This window comes from Sphaerotilus sulfidivorans, assembly GCF_013426975.1.
Classification (GTDB): domain Bacteria; phylum Pseudomonadota; class Gammaproteobacteria; order Burkholderiales; family Burkholderiaceae_C; genus Sphaerotilus; species Sphaerotilus sulfidivorans.
On record NZ_JACCPY010000003.1, the window covers coordinates 1 to 25,221 of the forward strand.

Annotated in this window: 24 protein-coding genes and 1 tRNA gene; 10 read left to right on the plus strand and 15 right to left on the minus strand. The window is 70.5% G+C overall.

What is annotated here, in order from left to right; translation table 11 throughout:
* From HZU84_RS02200 to uvrC, 4 genes are all read right to left on the minus strand, one after another.
* Window positions 1-759: SurA N-terminal domain-containing protein (locus HZU84_RS02200; protein WP_180692757.1), on the minus strand; the 759-nt coding region annotated here is incomplete at its 3' end.
* A 96-nt stretch (window positions 760-855) separates the two neighbouring features.
* Window positions 856-931: transfer RNA gene (locus HZU84_RS02205), tRNA-Val, on the minus strand.
* Window positions 932-977: 46 nt separating this feature from the next.
* Window positions 978-1,544 carry a CDP-diacylglycerol--glycerol-3-phosphate 3-phosphatidyltransferase gene (gene pgsA, locus HZU84_RS02210; RefSeq protein WP_149503163.1) on the minus strand — a complete coding sequence of 189 codons (567 nt, stop codon included), beginning with the start codon at window positions 1,542-1,544 and terminating at the stop codon, window positions 978-980.
* Between the two features lie 54 nt (window positions 1,545-1,598).
* The gene (gene uvrC, locus HZU84_RS02215; protein ID WP_180692758.1) at window positions 1,599-3,677 is read right to left on the minus strand and encodes an excinuclease ABC subunit UvrC; all 2,079 of its coding nucleotides are present in this window, start codon (window positions 3,675-3,677) and stop codon (window positions 1,599-1,601) included.
* A gap of 33 nt (window positions 3,678-3,710) precedes the next feature.
* Between uvrC and earP the strand changes: the two genes are divergently transcribed.
* The 4 genes from earP (at window position 3,711) to HZU84_RS02235 (ending at window position 9,293) form a co-directional block, all read left to right on the plus strand.
* On the plus strand, window positions 3,711-4,946 hold the full coding sequence (earP, locus tag HZU84_RS02220) for an elongation factor P maturation arginine rhamnosyltransferase EarP (RefSeq protein ID WP_149503161.1): 1,236 nt from the start codon (window positions 3,711-3,713) through the stop codon (window positions 4,944-4,946).
* 127 nt (window positions 4,947-5,073) lie between these two features.
* A complete protein-coding gene (gene efp, locus HZU84_RS02225; RefSeq protein WP_037481222.1) occupies window positions 5,074-5,628 on the plus strand; it encodes an elongation factor P in 555 nt (184 codons plus the stop codon).
* A gap of 88 nt (window positions 5,629-5,716) precedes the next feature.
* On the plus strand, window positions 5,717-8,887 hold the full coding sequence (locus tag HZU84_RS02230) for a DEAD/DEAH box helicase (RefSeq protein WP_149503160.1): 3,171 nt from the start codon (window positions 5,717-5,719) through the stop codon (window positions 8,885-8,887).
* 61 nt (window positions 8,888-8,948) lie between these two features.
* Complete coding sequence (locus tag HZU84_RS02235; protein WP_149503159.1) at window positions 8,949-9,293, plus strand: zinc ribbon domain-containing protein YjdM; 345 nt, start codon at window positions 8,949-8,951, stop codon at window positions 9,291-9,293.
* Here HZU84_RS02235 and HZU84_RS02240 read toward each other — a convergent pair.
* From HZU84_RS02240 to HZU84_RS02285, 10 genes are all read right to left on the minus strand, one after another.
* Entirely contained in the window at window positions 9,280-10,305 is a 1,026-nt protein-coding gene (locus HZU84_RS02240) for a tripartite tricarboxylate transporter substrate binding protein (RefSeq protein WP_149505185.1), read from the minus strand. The genes HZU84_RS02235 and HZU84_RS02240 overlap by 14 nt on opposite strands.
* Window positions 10,302-11,024 (minus strand): hypothetical protein, encoded by a 723-nt coding sequence (locus HZU84_RS02245; RefSeq protein ID WP_149503158.1) that lies wholly within the window; start codon window positions 11,022-11,024, stop codon window positions 10,302-10,304. Before HZU84_RS02245 ends, HZU84_RS02240 begins: the two co-directional genes overlap by 4 nt.
* A 1-nt stretch (window position 11,025) precedes the next feature.
* A complete protein-coding gene (locus tag HZU84_RS02250) occupies window positions 11,026-11,526 on the minus strand; it encodes a hypothetical protein (RefSeq protein ID WP_149503157.1) in 501 nt (166 codons plus the stop codon).
* Window positions 11,527-11,530: 4 nt separating this feature from the next.
* Window positions 11,531-12,133, minus strand: a complete 603-nt coding sequence (locus HZU84_RS02255; RefSeq protein ID WP_149503156.1) for a hypothetical protein — start codon at window positions 12,131-12,133, stop codon at window positions 11,531-11,533.
* Window position 12,134: 1 nt separating this feature from the next.
* Window positions 12,135-12,854 (minus strand): MotA/TolQ/ExbB proton channel family protein, encoded by a 720-nt coding sequence (locus tag HZU84_RS02260; RefSeq protein WP_149503155.1) that lies wholly within the window; start codon window positions 12,852-12,854, stop codon window positions 12,135-12,137.
* Window position 12,855: 1 nt separating this feature from the next.
* On the minus strand, window positions 12,856-13,707 hold the full coding sequence (locus HZU84_RS02265) for an ABC transporter permease (protein WP_149503154.1): 852 nt from the start codon (window positions 13,705-13,707) through the stop codon (window positions 12,856-12,858).
* The gene (locus HZU84_RS02270; RefSeq protein ID WP_375139015.1) at window positions 13,707-14,882 is read right to left on the minus strand and encodes a type 1 periplasmic-binding domain-containing protein; all 1,176 of its coding nucleotides are present in this window, start codon (window positions 14,880-14,882) and stop codon (window positions 13,707-13,709) included. Before HZU84_RS02270 ends, HZU84_RS02265 begins: the two co-directional genes overlap by 1 nt.
* Window positions 14,883-14,890: 8 nt before the next feature.
* The gene (locus tag HZU84_RS02275; protein ID WP_149503153.1) at window positions 14,891-15,868 is read right to left on the minus strand and encodes a PQQ-dependent catabolism-associated beta-propeller protein; all 978 of its coding nucleotides are present in this window, start codon (window positions 15,866-15,868) and stop codon (window positions 14,891-14,893) included.
* Window positions 15,869-15,919: 51 nt separating this feature from the next.
* Window positions 15,920-16,639 (minus strand): ATP-binding cassette domain-containing protein, encoded by a 720-nt coding sequence (locus HZU84_RS02280; protein ID WP_149503152.1) that lies wholly within the window; start codon window positions 16,637-16,639, stop codon window positions 15,920-15,922.
* 144 nt (window positions 16,640-16,783) lie between these two features.
* Window positions 16,784-17,626: an MBL fold metallo-hydrolase gene (locus HZU84_RS02285; RefSeq protein ID WP_180692759.1), complete on the minus strand. Its 843-nt coding sequence runs from the start codon at window positions 17,624-17,626 to the stop codon at window positions 16,784-16,786.
* A 313-nt stretch (window positions 17,627-17,939) separates the two neighbouring features.
* Here HZU84_RS02285 and HZU84_RS02290 point away from each other — a divergent pair, with 313 nt between their 5' ends.
* Window positions 17,940-18,899, plus strand: coding sequence for a phage virion morphogenesis protein (locus HZU84_RS02290; protein ID WP_180692760.1), 960 nt, complete (start codon window positions 17,940-17,942; stop codon window positions 18,897-18,899).
* 49 nt (window positions 18,900-18,948) lie between these two features.
* Here the strand turns inward: HZU84_RS02290 and HZU84_RS02295 are convergent, their stop codons facing one another.
* Window positions 18,949-21,165, minus strand: coding sequence for a sigma-54-dependent Fis family transcriptional regulator (locus HZU84_RS02295; RefSeq protein ID WP_149503149.1), 2,217 nt, complete (start codon window positions 21,163-21,165; stop codon window positions 18,949-18,951).
* A gap of 351 nt (window positions 21,166-21,516) precedes the next feature.
* On the opposite strand from HZU84_RS02295, the gene pedF reads away from it, so the two are divergent.
* The 5 genes from pedF (at window position 21,517) to HZU84_RS02320 (ending at window position 25,187) form a co-directional block, all read left to right on the plus strand.
* Entirely contained in the window at window positions 21,517-21,990 is a 474-nt protein-coding gene (gene pedF, locus HZU84_RS02300; protein ID WP_149503148.1) for a cytochrome c-550 PedF, read from the plus strand.
* Window positions 21,991-22,102: 112 nt separating this feature from the next.
* Window positions 22,103-22,978 (plus strand): substrate-binding periplasmic protein, encoded by an 876-nt coding sequence (locus HZU84_RS02305; RefSeq protein ID WP_149503147.1) that lies wholly within the window; start codon window positions 22,103-22,105, stop codon window positions 22,976-22,978.
* A gap of 52 nt (window positions 22,979-23,030) precedes the next feature.
* Window positions 23,031-24,248 (plus strand): BaiN/RdsA family NAD(P)/FAD-dependent oxidoreductase, encoded by a 1,218-nt coding sequence (locus tag HZU84_RS02310; RefSeq protein WP_149503146.1) that lies wholly within the window; start codon window positions 23,031-23,033, stop codon window positions 24,246-24,248.
* Between the two features lie 171 nt (window positions 24,249-24,419).
* A complete protein-coding gene (gene rpsU / locus HZU84_RS02315; protein ID WP_037482088.1) occupies window positions 24,420-24,632 on the plus strand; it encodes a 30S ribosomal protein S21 in 213 nt (70 codons plus the stop codon).
* Between the two features lie 108 nt (window positions 24,633-24,740).
* A complete protein-coding gene (locus tag HZU84_RS02320) occupies window positions 24,741-25,187 on the plus strand; it encodes a GatB/YqeY domain-containing protein (protein WP_149503145.1) in 447 nt (148 codons plus the stop codon).
* The last annotated feature ends 34 nt before the right edge of the window (window positions 25,188-25,221 follow it).

The window sequence follows — 25,221 nt, forward strand, 5'->3', positions numbered from 1 at the left end:
GCGCAGGTCGTCCTCGGCGATGCTGATGCCGCGCTCGACCGAGGGCAGATCCAGCACCAGGTACTCCATCGTGACCGACTCGGGCGACTGGAAGCGGCGGGCGTTGGCCGCATCGTCGTAGTAGGCCTGCAGGTCGGCGTCCGTGACCTGGACCTTGCCGAGCTGCTCGCGGGCGTCGAAGCGCACCACCCGCACCTCGCGGCGCTGGTAGAAGGCATCGACCGCGGCACGCGCGACCGTCTCCGGCGCGAAGGCCGAGAGCGCGATCGCCGAGGTGACCTGGCTCATCGCGATGTCCTGCGACAGGCGCTGCGCGAACATCGCCGAGGTCATGCCCTGCGCGGCCAGCAGCTCCTTGCGCACGCTGCCGTCGGGATTGCGCAGCTGCTCGAACTGCGCGTCGGTCTTGAACAGGCGCTCCAGGCGCTGCTCGGTCGGGGTCAGGTGCAGGTCGCGTGCGGCGGCGAAGATCACCCGCTCGTCGACCAGCTGCTCGAGCACGCGCTGGCGCACCTCGGGCGTGTCGAGCATCTTCACGTCGATGCCGGGCATCTGCGCACGCATGCGCTCGATCTGGTTGCGATGGGCGTTGTCCCACTCCGAGCGGCTGATGTCCTGGCCGTCGACGCGCGCGACGCTGTCGCGGCCCTCGGAGAACTGGTCATAGCCCTGGATGCCGAACACCACGAAGGACGGGACGATCAGCAGCAGCAGGATGAACTGCAGGATCCGCGTGTGGCGGCGGACGAAATCGAACATCGGCGCTTCCTTGCGACATGAAAAAGGCGAACCGGGGTTCGCCTTTGATGATGCTGCCGCGATCGTCGGGCGCCACCGCGGGCACCGGGAAGATGCTGGTGGGTGCTGAGGGGCTCGAACCCCCGACCTACGCCTTGTAAGGGCGCCGCTCTACCAACTGAGCTAAGCACCCGGTGCGACCCGACTTCCGGCAGGACCGTGACTGTATCAGATCAGCCTCAGCGCGCCTTGGCGCGGATCTCGGGCAGCGCCTTCTGCAGGTAGTAGACCATCGACCAGATGGTCAGCACCGACGCCCCCAGGATCGCCACCGTGCCCCACAGCCGGGTGTCGACCACCCCGAACAGCCGGCCGTCGTAGAGCAGGAAGGGAATGGCCACCATCTGCGCGCCGGTCTTGAGCTTGCCGATCATGTGCACCGCCACGCTGCGCGAGGCGCCGATCTGCGCCATCCACTCGCGCAGCGCCGAGATCGCGATCTCGCGGCCGATGATGACCAGCGCCACCAGCGCGTTGACCCGGTCGAGCTGCAGCAGCACCAGCAGCGCCGCGCAGACCAGGAACTTGTCGGCCACCGGATCGAGGAAGGCGCCGAAGGACGAGGTCTGGTTGAGCCGGCGCGCCAGCCAGCCGTCGAGCCAGTCGGTCAGCGCCACGACGATGAACAGCACGGTGGCCATCAGGTTGCGCTGCGCCATCTCGACGGGCAGGTAGTAGATCCCGACGATCAGGGGGATGGCGACGATGCGCGCCCAGGTCAGCAGCGTAGGCAGGGTCCAGAACATGCACGCATTGTGCCTGCAGGCCGTGTGGTGCCGCTGACACGCGGTACCGCGGATTCAGCGCAGCGCCTGGTAGATCGCCTCGGCCAGATCCTGCGAGATGCCCTCGACCGAGGCCAGCTCCTCGACGCTGGCCGCGGCCACGCCGCGCACGCCGCCGAAGCGCTGCAGCAGCCGCGCGCGCTTCTTCGGGCCCACGCCGGCGATCTCCTCGAGCCGGCTCGAGCCCGCGCCGGTGCGCACCGAGGCGCGCCGGGCGCGCATGCCGGTGATGGCGTGGCGGTGCGCCTCGTCGCGGATCTGCGCCACCAGCATCAGCGCGGCCGAATCGCGCCCCAGGTACACCTTCTCGCGGCCGTCGGCGAAGACCAGCTCCTCCAGGCCGACCTTGCGGCCCTCGCCCTTCTCGACGCCGACGATCAGCGAGAGGTCCAGCCCCAGCCGCTCGAAGACCTCGCGCGCGACCGCGACCTGACCGCGACCGCCGTCGATCAGCACCAGATCCGGCAGCCGCGCCTGGCCGCTGCGCCGCGGCGGCGCGGCGCCGCCGTCCTCGCGCGCGGCCTCGGCCAGTTTGGCGTAGCGGCGCTCCAGCGCCTGGCGCATCGCCGCGTAGTCGTCGCCGCCGGTGATGCCGGTGATGTCGAAGCGCCGGTACTGCGCGGGCTGCATGCGGTGGCCCTCGAAGACCACGCAGGAGGCGCGGGTGGCCTCGCCGGCGGTGTGGCTGATGTCGAAGCACTCGATGCGCAGCGACTCCAGCCCGCCGTCGAGCCCCTCGGGCGCCAGATCGAGCGCCTCGACCAGCGCGCGGGTGCGCGCCTGCTGCGAGCCCTCCTCGGCCAGCAGCCGCGCCAGCGCCAGCTCGGCGCCCTTGATCGCCATGTCCAGCCAGGCGCGGCGCTGCTCGCGCGGCTGGTGCTGCGCCGCCACCTTGCGCCCGGCCTGCTCCGACAGCGCCGCCAGCAGCTCGCGCGAGACCGCGTGGCTGGTCACCAGCAGCGGCGGGCAGTCGGTGCCCAGGTAGTGCTGGGCGATGAAGGCCTCCAGCACCCGCAGCTCGACCGGCGGCGCGGCACCGGGGACCGCCTCGGCGGCGGTGGCGGCGCCCTCCTCGACCTCGTCGAACTGCAGCGCCATCGCGTCCTCGACATGCGCCGGGAAATGCGCCCGGTCGCCGAGGTGACGGCCGCCGCGCACCATCGCCAGGTTCACGCAGGCGCGTCCGCCCTGCACCTTCACCGCCAGGATGTCGACGTCGCGGTCGTCCAGGTTGAAGACCGCCTGCTGCTGCAGCACCTTGGAGAGCGTGGCGATCTGGTCGCGGATCTCGCCGGCGCGCTCGTATTCCAGCCGCTCGGCCGCGTCCATCATGCGCTGCTGCAGGCCGGCGAGCACCTGCTCGGTCTCGCCGCCCAGGAAGCGCGCGGCCTCGCGCACGTCGTGCGCATAGTCCTCGCGGCTGATCAGGTCGACGCAGGGGCCGGAGCAGCGCCGGATCTGGAACAGCAGGCAGGGCCGGCTTCGGTTGGCGAAGACGCTGTCCTCGCAGGTCCGCAGCCGGAAGACCTTCTGCATCAGCTGGATGCCCTCCTTCACCGCCCAGGCGCTCGGGTAGGGGCCGAAGTAGCGGTGGCGGCGGTCGACCGCGCCGCGGTAGTAGACGACCCGCGGGAAGTCGTGGCTGACGAACTTCAGGTAGGGATAGCTCTTGTCGTCGCGGAACAGGATGTTGTAGCGCGGGTTGAGCGTCTTGATCAGGTTGTTCTCGAGCAGCAGCGCCTCGGCCTCGGAGCGCACCACGGTCGTCTCCAGCCGCACGATGCGCGAGACCATGTGGCCGATGCGCGTGCCGCCGTGGTCGCGCTGGAAATAGCTCGAGACGCGCCGGCGCAGCAGCTTGGCCTTGCCGACGTAGAGCAGCTGGTCGTTGGCGTCAAAGTAGCGGTAGACGCCGGGCAGCAGCGGCAGCGCGGCCACCTCGGCCAGCAGCCGCTCGCGGGCGGCGGCCGCGGCGGCGGTCAGCGCGGCGGCGGCGGCGGCGGCGGCCTCGTCGGGCCCCGGTGCGGCGACCGGTTCGGCGACCGGTCCGGGCGATGTCTCGGGCGTCTGCGTCTTCTTCTGCGGCGTCGTCATGGTCACGATTGTGCCGCCCGGGATAATCGCGCCATGACCGAGGAAAGCCCTGCCCCCCTGCTGTGCATTCCGGCCGCGCTGCGCCGCTGGGATCTGTTCTGCCGCGTCATCGACAACCACGGCGACCTGGGCGTGTGCTGGCGCCTGGCGTGCGACCTGGCCGGCCGCGGCGCCGAGGTGCGGCTGTGGATCGACGACGCCTCGGCGCTGAACTGGATGGCGCCGCAGGGCGCGCCCGGCGTCGTGGTGCTGCCCTGGCGCGATCCGCAGGACGACGAGGTGCCCGGCGACGTGGTGGTCGAGGCCTTCGGCTGCGATCCGCCGGCGGCCTTCGTCGCGCGCATGGCCGCGCGGGCCGCCTCCGGCGCGCCGGCGCCGCTGTGGTTCAACCTCGAATACCTGAGCGCCGAGCCCTACGTCGAGCGCTCGCACCGGCTGGCCTCGCCGCAGTGGAGCGGCCCGGGGCGCGGGCTGACGAAGTGGTTCTTCTATCCCGGCTTCACCGAGCGCACCGGCGGGCTGCTGCGCGAGCCGGGCCTGCTGGCGCGCCGCGACGCGCACCACCGCGCGGCCACGCTGGCGCGGCTGGGCCTGCGCCTGGGCGCCGACGATCCGGCCGACCATGCGCTGATGCTGCTGTTCGGCTACGACCAGCCGCTGCTGCCGGCCTGGCTGGACCTGCTGGCCGACGGCCACGGCGGCAGCGCGCGGCCGTCGCGCGCCATCGGCACCACGCTGCTGGTCACGCCCGGCCACAGCGAGCGCCAGGTGCGCGCCTGGCTGGCCACGCGCGGTCTGCACCGCAGCGAGGCCGGGCTGGAGGTCGGCGCGCTGCGGCTGCATTTCCTGCCGCATGTCTCGCAGATCGAGTTCGACCGGCTGCTGTGGGCGAGCGATCTCAACCTGGTGCGCGGCGAGGACAGCGCGGTGCGCGCGATCTGGTCCGGCCGGCCGATGCTGTGGCAGCTCTACCGCCAGGACGACGGCGCGCATGCGCCCAAGCTCGAGGCCTTCCTGGATCTGGCGCTGCAGGGCATGCCCGCGCCGCTGGCGCGGCCGGTGGCCGAGATGATGCGGCTCTGGAACGGGCTGGAGTCGCCGGCGCGGCTGCCGGTGGTGTGGGCGCAGCTCTGGCCGCTGCTGCGCGAGGGCTGGGGCGCGGCCTGCCGCCAGCGCGCCGCGCGCTGGGCGCTTCAGCCCGACCTGGGCAGCGCGCTGCTGGCCGAGGCGATCGCGCGCAGCGGGCACGGCGCGCCGGCAACGTCCTGACGCACGAGCGCGCTAGAATGCCGGGTTTCGCGGTGTGGCGGGTCGATGTCAGCTCACCGCCATCACCGCCATGCCCGGCCGGGCGCACCCGCCAGACCCCGGCCCCAGCTTCCACCGAAAGTCGTCTATGAAACTCGCACAGGAAATCCGCGCCGGCAACGTCATCATGCAGGGCAAGGACCCGATGGTCGTGCTGCGCACCGAGTACAGCCGCGGCGGCCGTGGCGCGGCCACCGTCCGCATGAAGATGAAGAACCTGCTCAACGGCGGCGGCGCCGAAGTGGTCTTCAAGGCCGACGACAAGATGGACCAGATCATCCTCGACAAGAAGGAGTGCACCTACTCCTACTTCGCCGACCCGATGTACGTGTTCATGGACACCGAGTACAACCAGTACGAGGTCGAGGCCGAGAACATGGGCGACGCCCTGAACTACCTGCTCGACGAGATGCAGGTCGAAGTGACCTTCTACGACGGCAAGGCCATCTCGGTCGAAATGCCGACCTCGGTGGTCCGCGAGATCAACACCGAGCCGGGCGTCAAGGGCGACACCTCGGGCAAGGTCATGAAGCCGGCCCGCATCGTCCCGACCGGTTTCGAGATCGCCGTGCCGCTGTTCGTCGAAGACGGCGACAAGATCGAAATCGACACCCGCACGCACGAGTACCGCAAGCGCGTCTGAGCGCAGGGCGACTCACCCGCGGTCCATCGCGGGGCATGAAGAAGCGGCCTGAGGGCCGCTTTTTTGTTTTCTGATTTAGCCTGGCGGGATGTCTTTCCTGCCCCACGGTCTGTACGACCAGATCCTCACCGAAGCCCTGTCACGACAGATCGAGACCAGCGGCGCACAAGCCCACTGTCAGCCCTTGCAGGCTGATGCCACCGATGCGCTGATCGATCTGGTCGCTCGCCAGCTCAGTCAGGTGCTGCAGGACCTGCAGGGCGATCCCCAAGGCCGGGCGCATCAGCAGCTGGCGCTGGTCAATGAGTTGCTGATCTCGCTGCGCCAGCGTCTGGGTGAGGCACCCTGGATAACAACCAGCTCCGACAGCGCCGGCGTGGATCTGGCAGCAGCCCCACCGCGACAGCTCAAGGCCATCGAACACCATCGCCTGCTTTCGGATTCAGCACCCCAGACCGGTCTGATGGCACCCTGGCTGTTCACCGCGGGCAAGGCGTCGCCATCCCTGCTGCAGGAACTGCGTCGCGAACTGGCCTCAGCAGATCAGGTCGACATCCTGGTGAGCTTCATTACCGTGTCGGGCGTGCGCAAGCTACGTGATGTGCTGCTACAAGCCACTGCGGTGGGCGCCGACGGCCGGCCAGGCCTACCGATCCGCATCCTGACCACCACCTACACCGGTGCAACCGAGGCCAAGGCAATCGATGAGCTGGCACGACTGCCCGGCTGCGAGGTGCGCATTTCGCTGGACGGCAGACGCACCCGACTGCACGCCAAAGCGTGGATCTTCCGGCGTCACACGGGTTTCGGCTCGGCCTATATCGGCAGCGCCAACCTGTCGGGTGCTGCGCTCAGCGGGGGTCTGGAATGGACGGTAAAGCTGACTCAACGTGCGCAGGAAGCCTTGTTCGAGCAGGCCCGGGCGCATTTCGAAACGCTGTGGTCCGACAGCGAATTCCAGCCTTATGACCCGGATGACCCCGTGCATCGAGAGGCACTGACGAGTGCGCTGCGCACCGAATCCGGCGAGACCTTCACCTCAGGCGCACGCATCGGGTTCTTTGATCTTCAGCCCAAGAGCTACCAGCAGGACATGCTCGAGCAGCTCGCCATCGAGCGCGAGCAGGGGCGATGGCGCAATTTGGTTGTCGCGGCCACCGGTACCGGCAAAACAGTTGTCGCGGCATTCGACTACCGGCGCAGCTGCCAGCAGCACGGCGGTCGTCCGCGGCTGCTGTTTGTCGCCCACCGAGAGGAAATCCTGCGCCAGGCCCTGCGCACCTTCCGTGAGGTGCTGCGCGACCCCGAATTCGGCGATCTGCTCGCAGGGGGCCACGAGCCCGACAGCCCGGACCATCTGTTTGCCACCATCGACAGCGTCGACAGCCGCGATCTGCTGGCCCGCCATGGCCCAGGGCACTGGCACACCGTCATCATCGACGAGTGCCATCGCCTCGCCGGGGAGCGTTTCGACCGGCTGGCGCGCCAGATCCGACCACGCGTGCTGCTGGGACTGACTGCCACGCCTGAGCGCGGCGACGGCCAGCCCCTGACGCCCTACTTCGACCTCCGCGGCGACGGCTCAGCCGCGGTCGAGCTGCGGCTGTGGCACGCGCTGGACCTGCAATTGCTGGCACCCTTCGAGTACTACGCCTGCGACGACGAGACCGACCTGAGCGCCGTCCCCTGGGACCGTTCGGGCGAGCGGGCCGAACTCGATCGGCTGCTCTCCGGCAACGATGCGCGCGCCCGGGCCGTCATTCGCGAATGGGGCAGGCTGGCCGCCGACGCACGCCGCAGCCGCGCCCTGGTGTTCTGCGTCTCGGTGGCCCATGCGCAGCTGATGACCCACCACTTCAACGCAGCCGGCCTGCCGGCGGCCTGCATCGTCGGCGATACCGATCCCGAAGAGCGTCGCCGCGCACCGCGCCGGCTCGAGCAAGGCGAACTCTGTGCGCTGGTCACCGTCGATCTCTACAACGAGGGCGTGGATCTGCCCTTTGTCGACACCCTGCTGCTGCTGCGTCCGACACAAAGCGCCGTGGTCTTCCAACAGCAGATCGGCCGCGGGCTGAGGCTCAGCCCGAACAAGGAAAGCTGTCTGGTGCTGGACTTCGTCGGTCAGCACCGCGCCGACTTCCGCTTCGATCGCCTGCTCGGAGCACTGACCGGTCAATCCCGGCGCGAACTGATCGACAGCGTGGAGCATGGCTTCGGCTCGCTGCCTGCGGGTTGCCATGTGCAACTGCAGCGCCAGACACGCGACCGCGTTCTGGCCAGCCTGCGTCAAGCGGCCAACAACCGCTGGACACGCCTGCGCGCCGAGCTGCTGGCCTATGCGGCGCAACGCCCAGGAGGCGCACCGCTACAGCTCAGCACCTTCTTGCGCGATCAGCTCCTGAGCCTGGAGGACATCTACCGCCAAGCCACCGGCAGCAGCCCCAGCGGCTGGACCACACTGCGCCGCGATGCCGGCCTGCTGAACTCGGCAGCTGGCCCAGAAGAGGCTTATTTCAGCCGACGCTTCGGCGATCTGCTCCACATCGAAGACACACGGCGCCTGGATGCAATGGCGGCACTGGCACGCCCGGACAGTCCAGAACAAGCAGACGCGCTGACCGTGCAGATGCTGGCCTATCAGATCGACGGGCAGCACCACCAAACCGGCACCCCGGAGGACTGGACGGAACGGCTGGCGGCTCACCCGGACATCCGACAGGAGCTGGGTGAACTGACCGCACTGCTGCGAGCCCGCAGCACCCTGTCGAGCCAACCGCTGCCCGGCCTGGAAGACACACCACTGTGCTTGCATGCGGCGTATGGCATCCGCGAGGTCCTGACCGCTGTCGGCTGGCTCAGCGCTTCGCGACGTTCGCCCTTCCAGGCCGGCGTGTTGCCGCTGCATGACCGCCGCACCGAACTGCTGTTTGTCACGCTCGACAAAAGCGAGGGTTATCACGACCGCATCGCCTACCGCGACCATGCGATCAGCACGACGCAATTTCACTGGCAGAGCCAGAACAGCACTGGACCCGACACGGCCGCTGGCCGGCGCTATCTCGGCACGGACACGTCTGCCGCGTCGAGCTGGCAGTTCCAGCTGTTTGTCAGATCGCGCCCCGGAACGCCTTACCGTGCCTGCGGTCCGGTCCACCTGGTGTCCGCTGAAGGCACCCGCCCGATGAACATCATCTGGCAATTGGCACAGCCGCTGCCGGTGCGGCTGTTCCGAGAGTTCAGCGTGTTGCGTGATGTTTGAAAAATCGGCTCGCGTACAGTCCCGCCTCCCTCTTCTTCCCAAACACAAGCCGGATTCCCCCATGACCCTGCCCGCCTGCCCCCAGTGCCAGTCCACCTACACCTACGAGGACGGCGCGCTGCTGGTCTGCCCGGAATGCGCCCATGAGTGGTCGCCCCAGGCGGCCGACGCCGCGCCCGAGGTCGAGGCCGCGCGGGTGGTGCGAGACGCCAACGGCCAGGTGCTGGCCGACGGCGACAGCGTCACGCTGATCAAGGACCTGAAGGTGCGCGGCTCCTCGCTGGTGATCAAGGTCGGCACCAAGGTGCGCGGCATCCGGCTGGTCGAGGGCGACCATGACATCGACTGCCGCATCGACGGCGTCGGCGCGATGCAGCTGAAGTCCGAATTCGTCAGGAAGGCCTGAGCCCGAGCCGCTCGGCGGCGCGCTTCTCGGCGGCGTAGCTCTCGCGCAGGCTGCGGCCGTAGTCGGCCGGGCCGAGGTAGTCGGGCTCCTGGTCGTACTTGGCCAGCTCGGCCACATGGGCCGGGTCGTGCATCGCGGCGCGGAAGGCCTCGTGCAGCGTCGCCACCACCGCCGGCGCCATGCCGCTGGGGCCGACCAGCCCGTAGGGCGAGGTGGCGACGATGCCGTGGCCCAGCTCCTTGAGCGTGGGCACGTTCGGCCAGCGCCGGGTGCGGTGCTCGGCGAAGATCGCCAGCAGGCGCAGCCGGCCCGAGTCGACAAACGGCGCGAAGCCGTTGGAGTTGATGCCCAGCATCACCTGGCCCGAGGCCACCGCCAGCATCTGCTCGGAGGTGCCCTTGTAGGGCACATGGATGTAGCTGAAGCCGTGGCGCGCGGCCAGCTCGTCCATCACCGCATGCGGCGTGGTGCCCGCGCCGTTGGTGGCGACCGTCAGATCACCCGGGTGCGCGCGGGCGAAGGCGATCACGTCGGCCACGCTGCGCAGCGTGCTGCCGGCTGGCACCACCATGCCGAAGGTCACGCCCGAGATCTGCAGGATCGGCGTGGTGTCGCGGATCGGATCCCACAGCACCCGCTGGATGTGCGGCGCGCGCAGCGCCGGATAGGGCAGCTGCGCGAGGGTGTAGCCGTCGGGTGCGGCCTGCTGCAGGATCGGCATCGCCAGCGTGCCCCCGGCGCCGGCGCGGTTCTCCACCACCACCTTCTGGCCCAGATGGCGCCCGGCCAGCTCGGCCAGCAGCCGCATCGTCAGGTCGGTGGCGCCGCCGGCCGGCCAGGGCACCCACAGCGTGATCGGACGCAGCGGAAAGCGCGTCTCGGCGCCGGCGCCAGAGGCCGCGCCGCCCGGCTGCGCCCGTGCGGCCAGCGCCGCCACCGGCCCGGCCGCCACCGCGGTGGCCAGCGTTCGCAGCAGCTGCCGGCGATGCGGCGCGTGCGGATCCTTGCTCATTGCCATTCCATCAGCTCCATCGTCATCGTGCCGCCGGTCAGGAAGGTGGAGTTGGCCGGCTCGCGCCGCTCCACCTTGACCAGCCCGACGCCGGGGCAATACCACTCCAGCGTCGTCAGCGGCATGTCCTTGAACCCGTTGACCGGATCGGCGAACAGCCGCAGCAGCGCCAGCCCCTTGACGCGCACGCACTGCTCGAAACGCCCGGCCGGTACCTCGACCCGGTCGTCGAGCGCCTCGATCGTCCAGACCACCGGCACCGACGGGTGGGCATGGCGGATCTCCGGCGGAAATTCGGAGTTGCGCCGCATCAGGTAGGTGGTGGTGGTGGTCTGCCAGCTGGTGCCCACCGCGATCGGCGCCTTGAGCACGAAGCGCGGCGCCGGATCGGGCTTCGGCTCGGCGTCGACATCGCTCTTGGCAGCCACCCGGTAGATGCCGGTGGCGTCGGCGCGCAGCCAGTAGTCCAGCCCGGTGTCGCTGCGCCGGTGCCAGGCGCTGCCGGACTCGAGCGCGCTGTCGCGCCCCAGGTTGCTCAGCACCACCGTCTCGCGCTCGCGGGTGTCGTTCTCCCACTCGCTGCTCAGGCGGTAGGTCCAGCGCCGGCCCTCCTCGAGCGGAAACAGCGAGCTGCCCGGCGGCTTCTTGCAGCCGGCCAGCAGCGCCAGCACCGCAGCGGCCAGCAGCGCGGCCCGGGCACGGGAGGAATGGCGGCTCATCTCACTTCTCCGGCAGCTGGGGCGCGGGCAGGTCGCGGATCTTGACCACCTGCTCGTCCGAGCCCGGGCGCAGCCAGCTCAGGCCCTTGGGTCCGCGCTTCGGCTCGGACGTGCCCAGCTGGGTCACGCCCTGGCGGGTCTTCTTGATCGCCTCGCCCAGGAGCGCATGCAGATCCTTGCTGTAGGGCAGCTGGTAGGCGCGCGGCTGCGGCAGCGGCTTGCCGTCGCGGATCTCGTTGACCCACACATGGAGCGCGCCCTCGCGGCCCTTGGCCGGCTCGTCGAACACCGCCGCCAGCAGCACGAAGCGCTCGGGCAGCGCATGGCGGCTCGGCCAGCCCCAGACCTGCTCGAGCGCGGCGTCGCTCCAGAAATACAGCGCGGTCACCGCGGTCACCAGCAGGCCCTTGGCCCACACCGGCCAGCGCGAGGCCACCAGCGCCAGCCCCAGCACGAACAGCACCGCGACAAAGGCCCACAGCACGCCATCGGTCGTCGTCATCGCCTCAGATCCTTTCCACCAGCGTCTTGGCCAGCGTATTGACCCCGGTGACCCGCCCGTCGCGGTCCACCGAGAAGCGCACCGCGGTCGCCTCGTCGCCCTTGCGGGGGAGGTTCACGGTGCCGTAGAAGACCACCTCGGCGCGCGGATTGACCTTGACCACCGAGACATTGACCGGCACCGGCTGGCCGTCCTTGCTGTCGTAGTAGAAGACGTTGACGACATACTCGCCCGGCGCGAAGCCGCGGATCGTCACCACCTCCTGGTTCAGCGGGTTCACCACCTGCTGGCCGTTGACCACGATCGAGTCGTTCGACAGGCCGCGGTCGTCGCGGTCGAGGTGCATCATTCCGCCCTCGCGCTGGCGGAACCACACCCGGTTGCCGCCCGGATCCTCGATCCAGGTGTCGATGTCGTTCGGGTTCATGTCCGGCCAGGTCACGGTGACGATGAACTCGGCCTTGGCGTCGATCACGCCGGTCTTCGCCTTCGGGTTCATCGCCAGCAGCGCGACGGTGAACAGCATGACGAAGATCAGCAGCGTGTTGAACAGCAGGTCGCTGAACGGGTCGATCTCGTCGGTGCGACGCGGGCGCAGCACCGCCATGTCAGGCCCCGCGCACGGTGCTGGTCGCCGCAGCGTCGGCCAGGATGTCGGCCGCCAGCCGGTCGGCCAGGCGGTCGAGCAGCAGCAGCTGCAGCCCCAGCCACAGGTTGACCACCAGCCCGGCCAGCGTGGTGTAGAGCGCGATCGCCATGCCGCCGGTCATCTGCTGCAGCAGCTTCTGCACCTCGGCCAGCTCGAAGCCCTGCGACTGGCCGATCTGCATCGACATCAGGATGAAGCCCACCACCGTGCCGAGCAGGCCGAGCTTGATCGTCGCGGCCGCGAACCACCAGGCGGTCTCGTGCGGACCGTGGGTGCGCTCGGACAGCAGCGCGGTCGCCTCGGGCTGGCCGCGGCGCAGCTCGTCGAGATAGCGGGCGCGCCAGCCCTGCGCCAGACCGGGCTGCGCCTCGGCCTGCAGCCGCCAGGCGCGCCGGCCGCACCAGCCGGTCACCACCACGCCCAGCAGCACGATCAGCAGGCTGATGCCGCTGGGATCGCCCTCGATCAGCCGCACCCACCAGCCGTGGCGCTGCATCCACCAGATCAGGAAGAAGGCCACCCCGGCCAGCAGCGCCCAGCCCCAGAACAGGCGCTGCGCCAGCGCGGACAGATCGGCCGCACCCGCCACGCCCGCAGCCCCGCCAGGCGGCGCGTAGTCGGCGGGCAGGGCCGTGCCTGCGCGGTTGCGTTCGCGCATCGATTGCCAGAAACCGGACATGTCAGCCTCCTGCGCCGCCGGGCGGACCGCCGCCGCCGCCACCGCGTTTCGTCAGCGCGCCGAAGCCGCGCTGCGGGTCATAGCCCCAGGCCGCCAGGCCGAAGCACAGCGCCAGCGTGCCCAACACGATCCACGGCGCCCAGCCCGGATCCTTGCCGTACATCGCGTAGCGCATCCACTCGACGGCGTGGGTGAAGGGATTGAAGCGCGCGATCTGGTACACCCAGGCCGCGCCCGACTCCTCCAGCTTCCACAGCGGGTAGAGCGCGGTGGACATGAAGTACATCGGGAAGATCACGAAGTTCATCGTGCCGGCGAAGTTCTCCAGCTGCTTCACATGCACGCTCAGCAGCAGGCCGAGCGCCCCGAGCATCAGCGCCGCGCTGACCAGCGCCAGCAGCACCTGCGGCGTCTGCGGCCCCCACAGCGGCAGCTCGGTGCCGATCGCCCAGGCGATCAGCACGAAGGCCAGCGCCTGCAGCAGCGACAGCACCGCGGTGGCGGTCAGCTTCGAGAACAGGATCCAGGGCCGGGGCAGCGGCGCGGTCAGCAAGAGGCGCATCAGCCCCATCTCGCGGTCGTAGACCATCGCCAGGCTCGACTGCATGCCGTTGAACAGCAGCACCATGCCGATCAGGCCGGGCGCGATGTAGACGTCGTAGGCGATGTAGGTGTCGTAGGGCTCGGCGATCGCCATGCCGAAGACATTGCGGAAGCCGGCGGCGAACACCGCCAGCCACAGCAGCGGGCGCACCAGCGCCGACACCAGCCGGCCGGTCTGGCGCGAGAACTTCGCCACCTCGCGCCAGACGATGGCGCGCATGGCCTGCAGGGCATGCATCGGGCCGGCCATCAGCGCGCCACCTTGCAGAGCTTCTCGGGCGCGTCCACGCCCAGGGTGTCGAGGCTGTTCTTCGGATGCAGCACGCCGTCGACCGGCGCGGTGCCGATGACGCCCTGGCCATCGGTCAGCAGCATCGTCTGGCGCAGCTGGCCGTCCCAGGGGCGGAAGCTCATCGCCACGCCCTTGGAGCCGTCCAGTTCGGTCTCCAGCAGCGCCTTGTGCACCGCGGCGGCCGGCCCCTTCGGCGCGGCGACCACCGCGGCGGCCAGCGCCTTGCCGCCCATCCAGGCGCTCCAGTCGGCGGCCGACATCGGGCGCTGCGCGCCCTTGGCGAAGCGGCGCGAGACCTGCGGCGCGCCGAAGCGGTCGTACTGCGCATGCCAGGCCAGCGCGGTCAGGCCGGCGTCGCCCACCACCGGGCGCGGCGTGGCGGTGCGGTAGGGCAGCATCCGGGCGAACTCGCCGTCGCTGTCGACCACCCAGACCACATCATGCGCGCCCTGCGTCAGCAGCAGCGGATTGGCCAGATCGCGCTCGCGCGGATCGCCCGAGAGCTTGAAGGGCCTGGGGCCGGCGAGCTTCAGGCCGTAGCGCCGGATCGCGGCCTGCGCGACGGCGGCGCGCTGGGCATCCTGCGCCGACGGGCCGGTCAGCAGCAGCACGCTGCTCCACTTGCGGCTGACCAGGGCCTGCGCCAGCGCATCGGCGCGCATGCGCTCGCTCGGAATGACATGCAGCAGGCGCGCCCGGCAGTCCTGCTGGCGCAGCCGGTCCTCGGTGGCGCCCAGGTTCAGCACCGGCAGCCTGACCGCGTCCGCGCCGGCCAGCAGCCAGTCGGCCGGCAGGTCGGCCAGCAGCGCCACCGCCCCGCCCTTCTCGGCCTTCTGCGCCGCCGCACGGGCCTCGGCGGCCGAGCCGACCTCGACCGTCTCGACCGCCAGCGAGGCACCGGCCGATTCCAGCTCCAGCCGCGCCTCCTTCAGCGCCACCTGCACCCCGTCGGAGGCCGGCCCGGTCGGATGGCCGAAATAGGCCCGCTCGACCCGGGTGCGGTCCAGGCGCTCGTCGCCGGCCGGCACCAGCAGCGTCGCCTTGAAGGCGGCCGCCGGCGCCAGCGTCGCCACGCCGAGCAGCGCCGCGCCGATCGCCCGATCCCGCCAGGACATGAACTGCAGCCGCGGCATCGTCTTCATCACTCCACCACCACCACGCTGTGCGGCACCCGCCCGACCGCCACCGTCTTCAGCGCCTTGGCCGCACCCACGTCGATGATCGTCAGATCGTCCGACAGCCCGTTGGCCACCAGCAGCCGGTCCTCCGCCTTGTTCAGCCCCAGCCCCCATGCCCGCTTGCCCGCCAGCACCAGGTCCGTCACCTTCCGGCTCGCCACATCCACGAAGGCCACATGGTTGGCCTTGCCCAGCCCCACGAACGCACGCTTGCCGTCCGCCGTCATCGCCAGCCCCACCGGCGTGATGTCCGCCGCGCGAGCGCCCTTCACCTCGAAGCGGATCGTGTCCACCACCTCATGGTCCTTCGTGCCGATCACCGTCACGCTCGCGCCCAGCTCGTTCGTCACCCACAGCTGGCTGCCGTCCGGCGTCAGCGCGAAGCGCCTCGGCCGCTTGCCCACCTTGATGTTCTTCGTCACCTTCCCGCTGGCCGCGTCGATCACATGCACCAGGCTCGCCACCTCCGAGGTCACGTACACCGTCCTGCCATCCCGGCTGACCAGCACGCCCTCCGGCTCCTCGCCGACCTTAATCTCGCCGCTGCGCTTGCCGCTGGCCACATCGACCACCCCGACCACGCCGTCCTCCTCGTTCGAGACATACAGCGTCCTTCCATCCGGCGTCAGGTCGAAGATCTCCGGGTCCTCGCCCAGCCCGATCTTCCTCACCGACTTGCGCGTGGCCAGATCGATCAGGTCGGCCTGGCCCGAGTCGCCGCAGGCCACCAGCAGCTGCCGGCCCTCCGGCATCAGCACCATGTGGCGCGGGCGCTTGCAGGTGGCGATCGTGCCCGTCACCGCCTGCGTCTTCAGGTCCACCACCGTCAGCTTGTGGTCCTTCTCGCTCGAGACGAAGGCGGTCTGTGCACGGGCCGGCAGCGTGGCGGCGGCACTCAGGGCCGCCAGGGCGGCGAGCGAAAGCAGATGGCGAGCAGTCATGGTTCTTGTCTCCTGGATCGATTTCATCTGGAAGTCTTGAAGTTCAGGGCTTCAGGGCGTGTGGGTGGCGCGGATGAAGGCCTCTTCGAGCCGCTCGCCGCCCAGCGCCACCGTGACCGCGGCCGGCGAGCCATCGGCCAGCAGCCGGCCCTTGTGCAGCACGACGACCCGGTCGGCGGCCTCGGCCTCCTCGACCAGATGCGTCGCCCACAGCACGGTGGTGCCGCGCGCGGCGATGTCGGCGCGAATGGCGGCGAGCAGATCGCGGCGCGACTTCGGGTCGAGCCCCACGGTCGGCTCGTCCATCAGCACCACCTTCGGCCGGTGCAGCAGCGCCCGCACCAGCTCGACCTTGCGCCGGTTGCCGCCCGAAAGCTCGCGCACCGGCCGCGCCAGATCCTTGTCGAGGCCCAGCGCGCGGCAGCCCTCGGCGAGGCGCTCGCCCGCCACCCGGCGCGGCAGGCCGTGCAGGTCGGCATGGAAGCGCAGATTGCGCTCGACCGAGAGGTCGAGATCGAGCGACATCTGCTGGAACACCACGCCGATGTCGGCCAGCGCACGCACCGCCGAGCGGCGCAGCGACTGGCCGGCCACCTCCACCTCGCCCTCGTCGGCGGCGAACAGGCCGGTCAGCACCTGGAACAGCGTCGACTTGCCGGCGCCGTTGGGCCCGAGCAGCGCGACGAACTGCCCGGCCGGCAGCGCCAGCGTCAGACCGGCCAGCGCGGTGCGCTCGCCGTATCGCTTGATCAGGCCCTGGATCTGCAGCATGGCATCGGAATCGGAAGGAAGAGGCACGGCACGGGTTGCGGACGCAAGGGTTCGGACAGGGCCGGTTGTACCCAGGACCGGCCCGGCTGTCCCGTCCGGGCTTTCACCAAGGCAGATTGCCCGGGGCGGGATCAGCGGTCGATGTCAGAGGTCGATTTCCATCCGGTCGGCGGTCAGCTCGATGCCGTGGCGGGCCAGCACGCCGGCGGGCACCGCCGCGCTCAGGCCGGACTCCGGCACCGGCATCAGCAGCTTGCGCCGCGCGCCGACCTGATCGAGCTGCGCCAGCAGCTGCTCGCCGGCCTCGACCTGCTCGCCGGCCTCCAGCCGCGGATCGATCGCGTCGTCGCCCAGCAGCAGGCAGTCGGCCTGCTGCATCCACTCGAGCGCCTCCGGCCCGGCCTCGAGCAGGCTGCGGGCGCAGAACAGGCGCTGGCCGGTCACCACATCGCGCACCGCCAGCGCGATCGTCTCGCCGACCGCCGGTGCGGCCGGCCGGGCCGAATGCAGCGGCAGCGGCCCGTCGGTGGCCACCGCGGTGAACTCCAGCGTCGGCTGGCCCTCGACCCGGAACACCGCCTCGCGCGATTCGCCCGCCACCGGGATCACATGCCAGTGCACGCTGCAGTAATGCTGCAGCAGCGGCAGCACCGGCAGGGTGTGGGTCAGCTCCTCGAAGACGGCCGGCGTCGCGTAGAGATGGATCGGCGCGCCATCGCGCAGGCTCAGCAGGCCGGTCACATGGTCGACCTGCGAATCGGTCAGCACCACCGCGCGCACCGGCGCGTCGGCCAGGCCGCGGTGGCGCAGCAGCCGGGCATCGGTGCCGAGCTGCCCGGCCACCGCCGGCGACATGTTGATCAGCACCCAGCGCATCTGGTCGCCGGACAGCGCCAGCACGCCCGGCGCACGGGTCGAGTTGAGCGCCGGCGCGATCGGCTGGAACGGCACGGCGTCGCCGCCTCCCTTGAGTACGACCAGCTTCATGGCATCTCCGGCTGCCCGACCCCTCGGGAAAGAATGCGGCAGGCCTGCTGCACTTCGAGTTCGGTCATGATGGAATGAGAAAAATGGGGTCCGAGGTCGTTTCGGACGCTGGCCTGTTTCGTGCAAGACGCGTGCCGGACACGGAGTGTCGTTCGGCCGACGCCTGAGGCAGGCCCGCGCCGCTTCACGACCGACACGACAGGGACATTCCCGAGCCCGGACCGGGCCCGGATCGAGCCCCTGCGGTGACATGTCATGCACTGCTCCATTTGGGAACAATCCACACCCACACGCTGACACAGGGGCAACCCGAATGCCTTGGCCTGACACGAAGATCGCCGCCCTGGCCATGCTGCTGACGGCCACCGGCGCTGCGAGCGCCACGCCAGCGCCCTGCCCGGGCCCGGCGCTGCCGATCCGGGCGCTGGCCGACGGGGTCTGGCTGATCTCCGGCAGCGCCGGCGACAGCAACGCAATCAACCAGGGGCGCATCTCCAATCTGCTGGCGGTGCGGGAGGGCCGGCGCCTGTGGCTGCTGGGCAGCGGCCCGGATGCGCGCTTCGCGCGGGCGCTGGACTGCCAGCTCGCGCGCCAGGCCGGCCGACGGGTGAGCGACATGATCGCACCCTGGCCGCGGCCGGAGCTGGTGCTCGGCCAGGGCGGGCTGCCGGCCGCCCGACGCTGGGCGCATGAGGAGGTCGCCGCGGCGATGCGGGAACGCTGCCCGCAGTGCGTGGAGCGGCTGGCGCAGCGCCGCGACCTGCCCGCCGGCACGCCGGCCGAGCCGGTGGTGCTGCCGGAGCGGCTGCTGCGCGGCACCACCGGCCGGCTCGGCCCGTGGCGCTGGCATCGGCTGATGCGCTCGGACACCACCGCGGTCACCGTCTGGCAGCTGCCACGCCAGCGCATCGCCGCCGCGCACGGCCTGCTGTGGAGCGACGGCGCGCCCGACCTGCGCGACGCGCGCATCGCGGTGATGAAGACCTCGCTGCAGGCGCTGTCGGCGCTGCAGCAGCAGCCGGACGGCCCGCTGCACTGGCTGCCGGAACAGGGCGAGATGCTCGGCGCGCAGGCGCCCGCCGGCCACCTGGCCTATCTGGAGACGCTGGAGCGCCAGGCCGACCAGGCGATGGAAGACGGCACGCAGGAAAGCGACCCGCCGCCGGCGCCCGAGGCCGCCGCGATGGCCGCCGGCCTGCGCCATGGCCTGAACTGGCAGCATGCCTGGCGCGAGGCCGAGGCGCGCTGGTTCGGCGCCACGGCGCCGCGCTGAGCCTCCCCGACTGACCGCGACGCGCGGGCCTCGGCGGCCCGCGCGCGGTTCAGCGGCCGTCGCTGCGCCAGCGCAGCTTGCGGTAGATGGTGTTGCGGCTGATGCCCAGGCGCTTGGCCGCGACCGAGATGTTGCCGCCGGCCGCATCGACCGCCTGCTGGATGGTGCGCAGCTCGATGTCCTCGAGCGACATCGCCGGCTCGTCGGGCAGGCGTGCAGCGACCGGTGCCGGCATCTGCGGCGCCGGCATCGACGCGGCGGGCGGCACCGGCTCGACCGGCGCGGCCGCAGGCGGCATCGGCACGGCGGCGACCTGCTGTGCCGGTCCGGTCGGCGCGACAAAGACCGGCGCGACCACCGGCTCGGCGCTGGCGGCGCGCTGCTGCGCCACCCGCCGCGCGTCGTCGATGAAGTCGTCCGACAGATGATCGCGGGTGATCAGCGACTCGCCAGAGGCCATCACGCAGGCGGTGCGCAGCACGTTGAAGAGCTGGCGCACATTGCCCGGCCAGTGGTAGCCCTGGAACAGCCGCACCACCTCCGGACTCAGGCGCAGGCGCCGCTCCGGGCTCTCGCGGTCCAGGATGCGCTCGACCAGCGCCATCAGGTCGGAGCGCTCGCGCAGCGGCGGCAGGCGCACCGCCAGCCCGTTGAGGCGGTAGTAGAGATCCTCGCGGAAGGCCTTCTGCTCGATCATCTCGCGCAGGTTGCGGTGGGTCGCGCAGACCAGCGTCACATCGACCGAGACCGACTTGGCGCTGCCCAGCGGCGTGACCTGGCGCTCCTGCAGCACCCGCAGCAGATGCGCCTGCAGGCTGATCGGCATGTCGCCGATCTCGTCGAGAAAGAGCGTGCCGCCGTTGGCCTGCACGATCTTGCCGACCGCGCCCTTGCGCCGCGCGCCGGTGAAGGCGCCCTCCTCGTAGCCGAACAGCTCGGCCTCGATCAGCGTCTCGGGAATCGAGGCGCAGTTGACCGCGACGAAGGGCTGGCGGGCGCGCTCGGAATCCTGGTGGATCGCGCGGGCCAGCAGCTCCTTGCCGGTGCCGGTCTCGCCGAGGATCAGGATCGGAATGTCGCGGTTGAGGACACGGCGGATCTTGTCGATCAGCGCGGCGAACTGGGTGTCGCCCAGGCTCAGGCTGGCCAGGCCGGTGGCCGGCGCGGCACCGGCCGCCGTGCTGCCGCCCGCGCTGCCGCTGCTGCTGCCCGCACTGCTGCCGCCGCCGCCGGCCTCAGCGGCGCCCGCCTCAGCCCCGGCCGCCTGGGCAGCGGACGCGGTCGCCTCGGCCGCAAAGCCGCTGGAGGCCGCATGCCAGACCGGCCAGTTGAAGCGTGCATAGACATGGAACTGCCGGCCGCTGGAGAGCTCGACCGGCAGCGGCGTGGCCAGCGGCGAGCGGAAGCGGTCGACCAGCGCCGCCACCGTGGTGCCGAACAGCGACGAGATGGTGTGCATGCGCAGCGCCGCACCCGACAGGCCGAGCTGCTCGAGCGCGCCGCGGTTGGCACCGACCAGCTTGCCGTCCTGGCTCACCGCCAGGATGCCCTCCATCAGCGTGCCGATGAACTCGACCCGGCTGTGGAAGTGCAGCCGCATGACATTGCGGTAGTCGTCGGTCAGCCAGTGGTTCTCGATCATGCGTGCGCTCATCTTCACCAGGCCCATCGTGTGCTGGTGGTAGCTGCGCTGGTCGCCGGAGACATCGAGCACGCCCAGGATGTTGCCGCGCGGATCGAGAATGGGCGCGGCCGAGCAGGTCAGGAAGTGGTTGGCATGCATGTAGTGCTCGTCGGCATGCACGAGCGTGGGCGACTCCTCGATCAGCGCGGTGCCGACCGCATTGGTGCCCTTGGCCTGCTCCGACCAGTTCACGCCGGGCTGCAGCGCGACCTTGGAGGCGCGGTTCAGGAAGTCCTGATCGCCGATCGAGTGCAGGATCGTGCCGGTGGCATCGCACAGCAGCACCATCGACTCGCTGTTGACGATCTGCTCGTAGAGCATCTCCATCACCGGCGCGGCATGCGCGTACAGACGCTGGTTGCGCTCGCGCACCACGCCCAGGTCGGATCGTCCCAGCGGCGAATAGTCCAGCCGCTCGATGCGCGACAGCCCGAAGGCGGCGCAGCGCTGGTGCGACTGGTCGATCTTGTGCACATGCTCGTTGTCGAGCGGCAGCGCCGAGGCGATCGGGCGCCGCGGATCGCTGCTGCTGCCGGGGCGCATGCGCAAACCAGCGGATGCCGGGGTATAGGGACCTGCCATGCTGTCTCCTGATCTTCTCTGGTCTCTGGGCGGTGGAGCACGAGACGCCATTGTCTCGCGTTCCTGCCAGTGGACGGACATGTTCGCGGCGGGATCGAACAGGGCCATCCGGGTTGTCATCAAATCGAACACATGACCCGGTCACATGTCACAGGGCGCTGGAAAACACCATGATTGCGCGCAAATCGGAAGCAACCGACACCCGCCAGATCAGGACAGACCCTGGTTTTGCCGCCCGATCCGCCCCGGTTTCCGTGCTTGGCACAGTGATTGCAGATTCGATGCCAGCAACTGCAACAAGCAGCCGATGCCCGCAGGCATCCACTCCACAGCACCCTCCAGGAGACACGAATGGCACGTGGCACTTTCTTTCGCGCAGCAGCCCTCGCGGCCCTTGCAACCCTCGGCGGCCAGGCGCTGGCCCACGGCGACGTGACGCCGCAGTCGGTCGACACCTCGGCACTGCCGCAGCTGGGTGCGGAGTGGCGCGCTGAAAACCCCTATCGCAAGAACGACAAGGCCATCGAGGTCGGCACCTCGGCCTACACGCAGAACTGCGCGCGCTGCCACGGCCTGGACGCCATCTCCGGCGGCATCGCCCCGGACCTGCGCAAGCTCGACAACGACTGCGCCAACATCAAGGCCCCGGCCCGCCAGGCGGCCTGCGTCAAGGATGTCGACGACTACTACCTGACCAGCGTGCGCCGCGGCAAGGTGCGCAACGGCGCGGTCTACATGCCGCCGTTCGAGGGCACCTTCAACCAGGAAGCCATGTGGGCCATCAAGGCCTACCTGGAGACCCGCCGCGAGAAGCCGCTGCCCTGAGTCCCCGCGGACGACCGACAATCGACGCCGGCCGCCACCCTCGGGTGCCGGCCGGCTTTTTCCATCCGGACTTCCCCCTCCGGACAGATCCCCAGAGACGGAGACAAGAACCATGACCGATCGTGACGAGACCACCGACCTGCCGCGCCGCCGCCTGATCACCGCCGCACCGGCGCTGGCCCTGGGCGCGCTGCTGGGCGTCGGCAGCAGTGCCCGGGCTCAGGACGAGAAGAGCGCACTCACCCGGGTGCGCGAGCGTGGCCGGCTAGTGGTCGGCCTCTACCACGACCTGCCGCCCTTCCATGTCAAGGGCCAGGGCATCGACATGGAGCTGGCGCAGGCGCTGGCCAAGGGGCTGGGGGTGGAGCTCTCGCCGCTGCCCTTCAATGCCGGCGAGAACATGAACGACGACCTGCGCAACATGGTCTGGCGCGGCCACTACCTCGGCTACGGCCCGGCCGACGTGCTGCTGCATGTGCCGGTCGACCGCCCGCTGATGATGGAGAACCCGCAGGTCAGCATCTTCGGCCCCTACTGGCGCGAGCGGGTGGTGGTGGCGCGCGACCTCTCGAAGCTGCCCGAGCTCGACAGCCTGGAGCCGCTGCGCGGCCGGCCGGTGGCGGTGCCGGGCCAGTCGCTGGCCGGCTGGCTGATGATCGGCGCCGAGTCGGGCATGCTGCGCGACTCGCTGCAGACCCGGATGGACAACGGCGTGATCGCCGCGCAGATGCTGCAGCGCGGCGAGGTGGTGGCCGCCGCCGGCCTGCGCTCGGAGCTGGAATCGACGCTGCAGGGCGATCCGCGCTTCGCCATCGGCCCGATGCCGATGCCGCGCGCGCCCAAGGACGGCTGGGCCGTCGGCATGGCGACGAAGAAGAACGCCACCGACCTGGCCGAGGCGCTGCAACGTGTGGTCAACGAGCTGGCCGCCTCCGGCGCGCTGAAGGCGATGTTCGCCAAGGGCCGGCTGGAGTGGCGTCCGGTCTGAGGTCGCCGGGCGCGGCCGGGCGGCACCGGGCCCCTCCCGGATAATCCGCCCGATGGAACACTTCGACGCCATCATCGTCGGGGCCGGCGCGGCCGGCCTTTTCTGCGCCGCACGCGCCGGCCAGCAGGGTCTGCGGGTGCTGCTGCTCGACCACTCGGACCGGATCGCCGAGAAGATCCGCATCTCCGGCGGCGGGCGCTGCAACTTCACCAACCGCGACGCCGGCCCCGCCAACTACCTCTCCGACAACCCGCGCTTCGCACGCTCGGCGCTGTCGCGCTACACGCCGGCCGACTTCATCGCGCTGGTGCAGCGCCACCGCATCGCCTTCCACGAGAAGCACAAGGGCCAGCTCTTCTGCGACCACAGCGCCGAGGACATCATCGCGATGCTGCTGCGCGAGGGCGAGGCCGGCGGCGTGGTCCGCCGCCAGCCCTGCGGCGTGCGCGGCATCCGCCGCAGCGAGGGCGAGACCCCGCGCTTCGAGCTCGACACCGACGCCGGCCCGGTGGCGGCGCCGCGCCTGGTCATCGCCACCGGCGGCCTGCCGGTGCCGGCCATCGGCGCGACCGACTTCGGCCTGAAGGTGGCGCAGCAGTTCGGCCTGGGCGTGATCGCGCCGCGGCCGGCGCTGGTGCCGCTGACCTTCGACGCGCAGGCCTGGGCGCCGTTCGCAGCGCTGTCGGGCATCGCGCTGCCGGCCGGCATCTCCTGCGGCGCCGGCAAGACGCGCACAACCTTCCTCGAAGACCTGCTCTTCACCCACCGCGGCCTGAGCGGCCCCGGCATCCTGCAGATCTCCAGCTTCTGGCGGCCGGGCCAGCCGATCGAGATCGACCTGACGCCGGGGCTGGATCTGGCCGCGCGGCTTCTGGAAGCCAAGCAGGGCTCGCGCCGCCAGCTCGGCAACGAGTTCGCCACGCTGCTGCCCGCCCGGCTGGCCGAGGCCTGGCTGGCCGGCGCCGGCCTGGACGCCGCCCGCCCGATGCCGGAATGCCGCGACCGCGACCTGCAGGCGCTGGCGCAGCGCGCGCGCGCCTGGTCGCTGCAGCCTGCCGGCGACGCCGGCTGGAAGAAGGCCGAGGTCATGGCCGGCGGGGTCGACACCCGCGAGCTGAGCTCGCAGTCGCTCGAGAGCCGCAAGGTGCCGGGCCTGTACTTCATCGGCGAGGTGGTCGACGTGACCGGCTGGCTCGGCGGCTACAACTTCCAGTGGGCCTGGGCCAGCGCCGCGGCCTGCGCCGATGCGATGGCCGCCGGCCGCGCCTGAGCCCGATCGGGCCCGGCGCGGTGCTACACTCGCGGATTCGCCACTGCCTGCAAATCTGGGCTACAATCCGCGGCTTTGCTGGCAAAGAAGTCCGTTCGAGTCGACGACATCTGGGTTTTCCGGAAACCCCGCGCCGGCCACCGAGGACACAACCGAAGGATCCTTCAGTTCATGACGACCATCCGAGTCAAGGAAAACGAGCCGTTCGACGTCGCCCTGCGTCGCTTCAAGCGCACGATCGAAAAGCTGGGCCTGCTGCCCGAACTGCGTGCTCGCGAGTTCTACGAGAAGCCGACCGCCGAGCGCAAGCGCAAGAAGGCTGCCGCCGTCAAGCGCCACTACAAGCGCGTGCGCTCGATGCAGCTGCCCAAGCGCCTGTACTGATCGGCAGGGTCCGCCGCCTCGGCGGACACCGTCCCGTCAGGCACTGCCAGAACCCGCACGGGACGCCGTTGCGGGTTTTGTCGTTTTCAGACCACCAAGGAATCCACCATGAGCCTCAAGGACCAGATCACCGCCGACATGAAGGACGCGATGCGCGCCAAGGACAGCGAGCGCCTGGGCACCATCCGCCTGCTGCTGGCCACGGTCAAGCAGAAGGAAGTCGACGAGCAGATCACGCTGGACGACGCGGCAGTCGTCGCGGTCGTCGACCGCCTCATCAAGCAGCGCAAGGACTCGATCAGCCAGTTCACCGCCGCCGGCCGCACCGACCTGGCCGACAAGGAATCGGCCGAGCTGAAGGTGCTCGAGGTCTACCTGCCGCAGCGCCTGAGCGCCGAGGAGATCGACGCCGCGGTGCAGGCGATCGTCGCCGGCCTGGGCGCCACCGGCCCCGGCGCGATGGGCCAGGTCATGGGCGCGGTCAAGCAGCAGCTCGCCGGCAAGGCCGACATGGCGCTGGTGTCGGCGGCGGTCAAGCGCGCGCTGGCCGGCTGACCGTCCCGACCGGCCAGGCCGTTCCGGTCTTCTC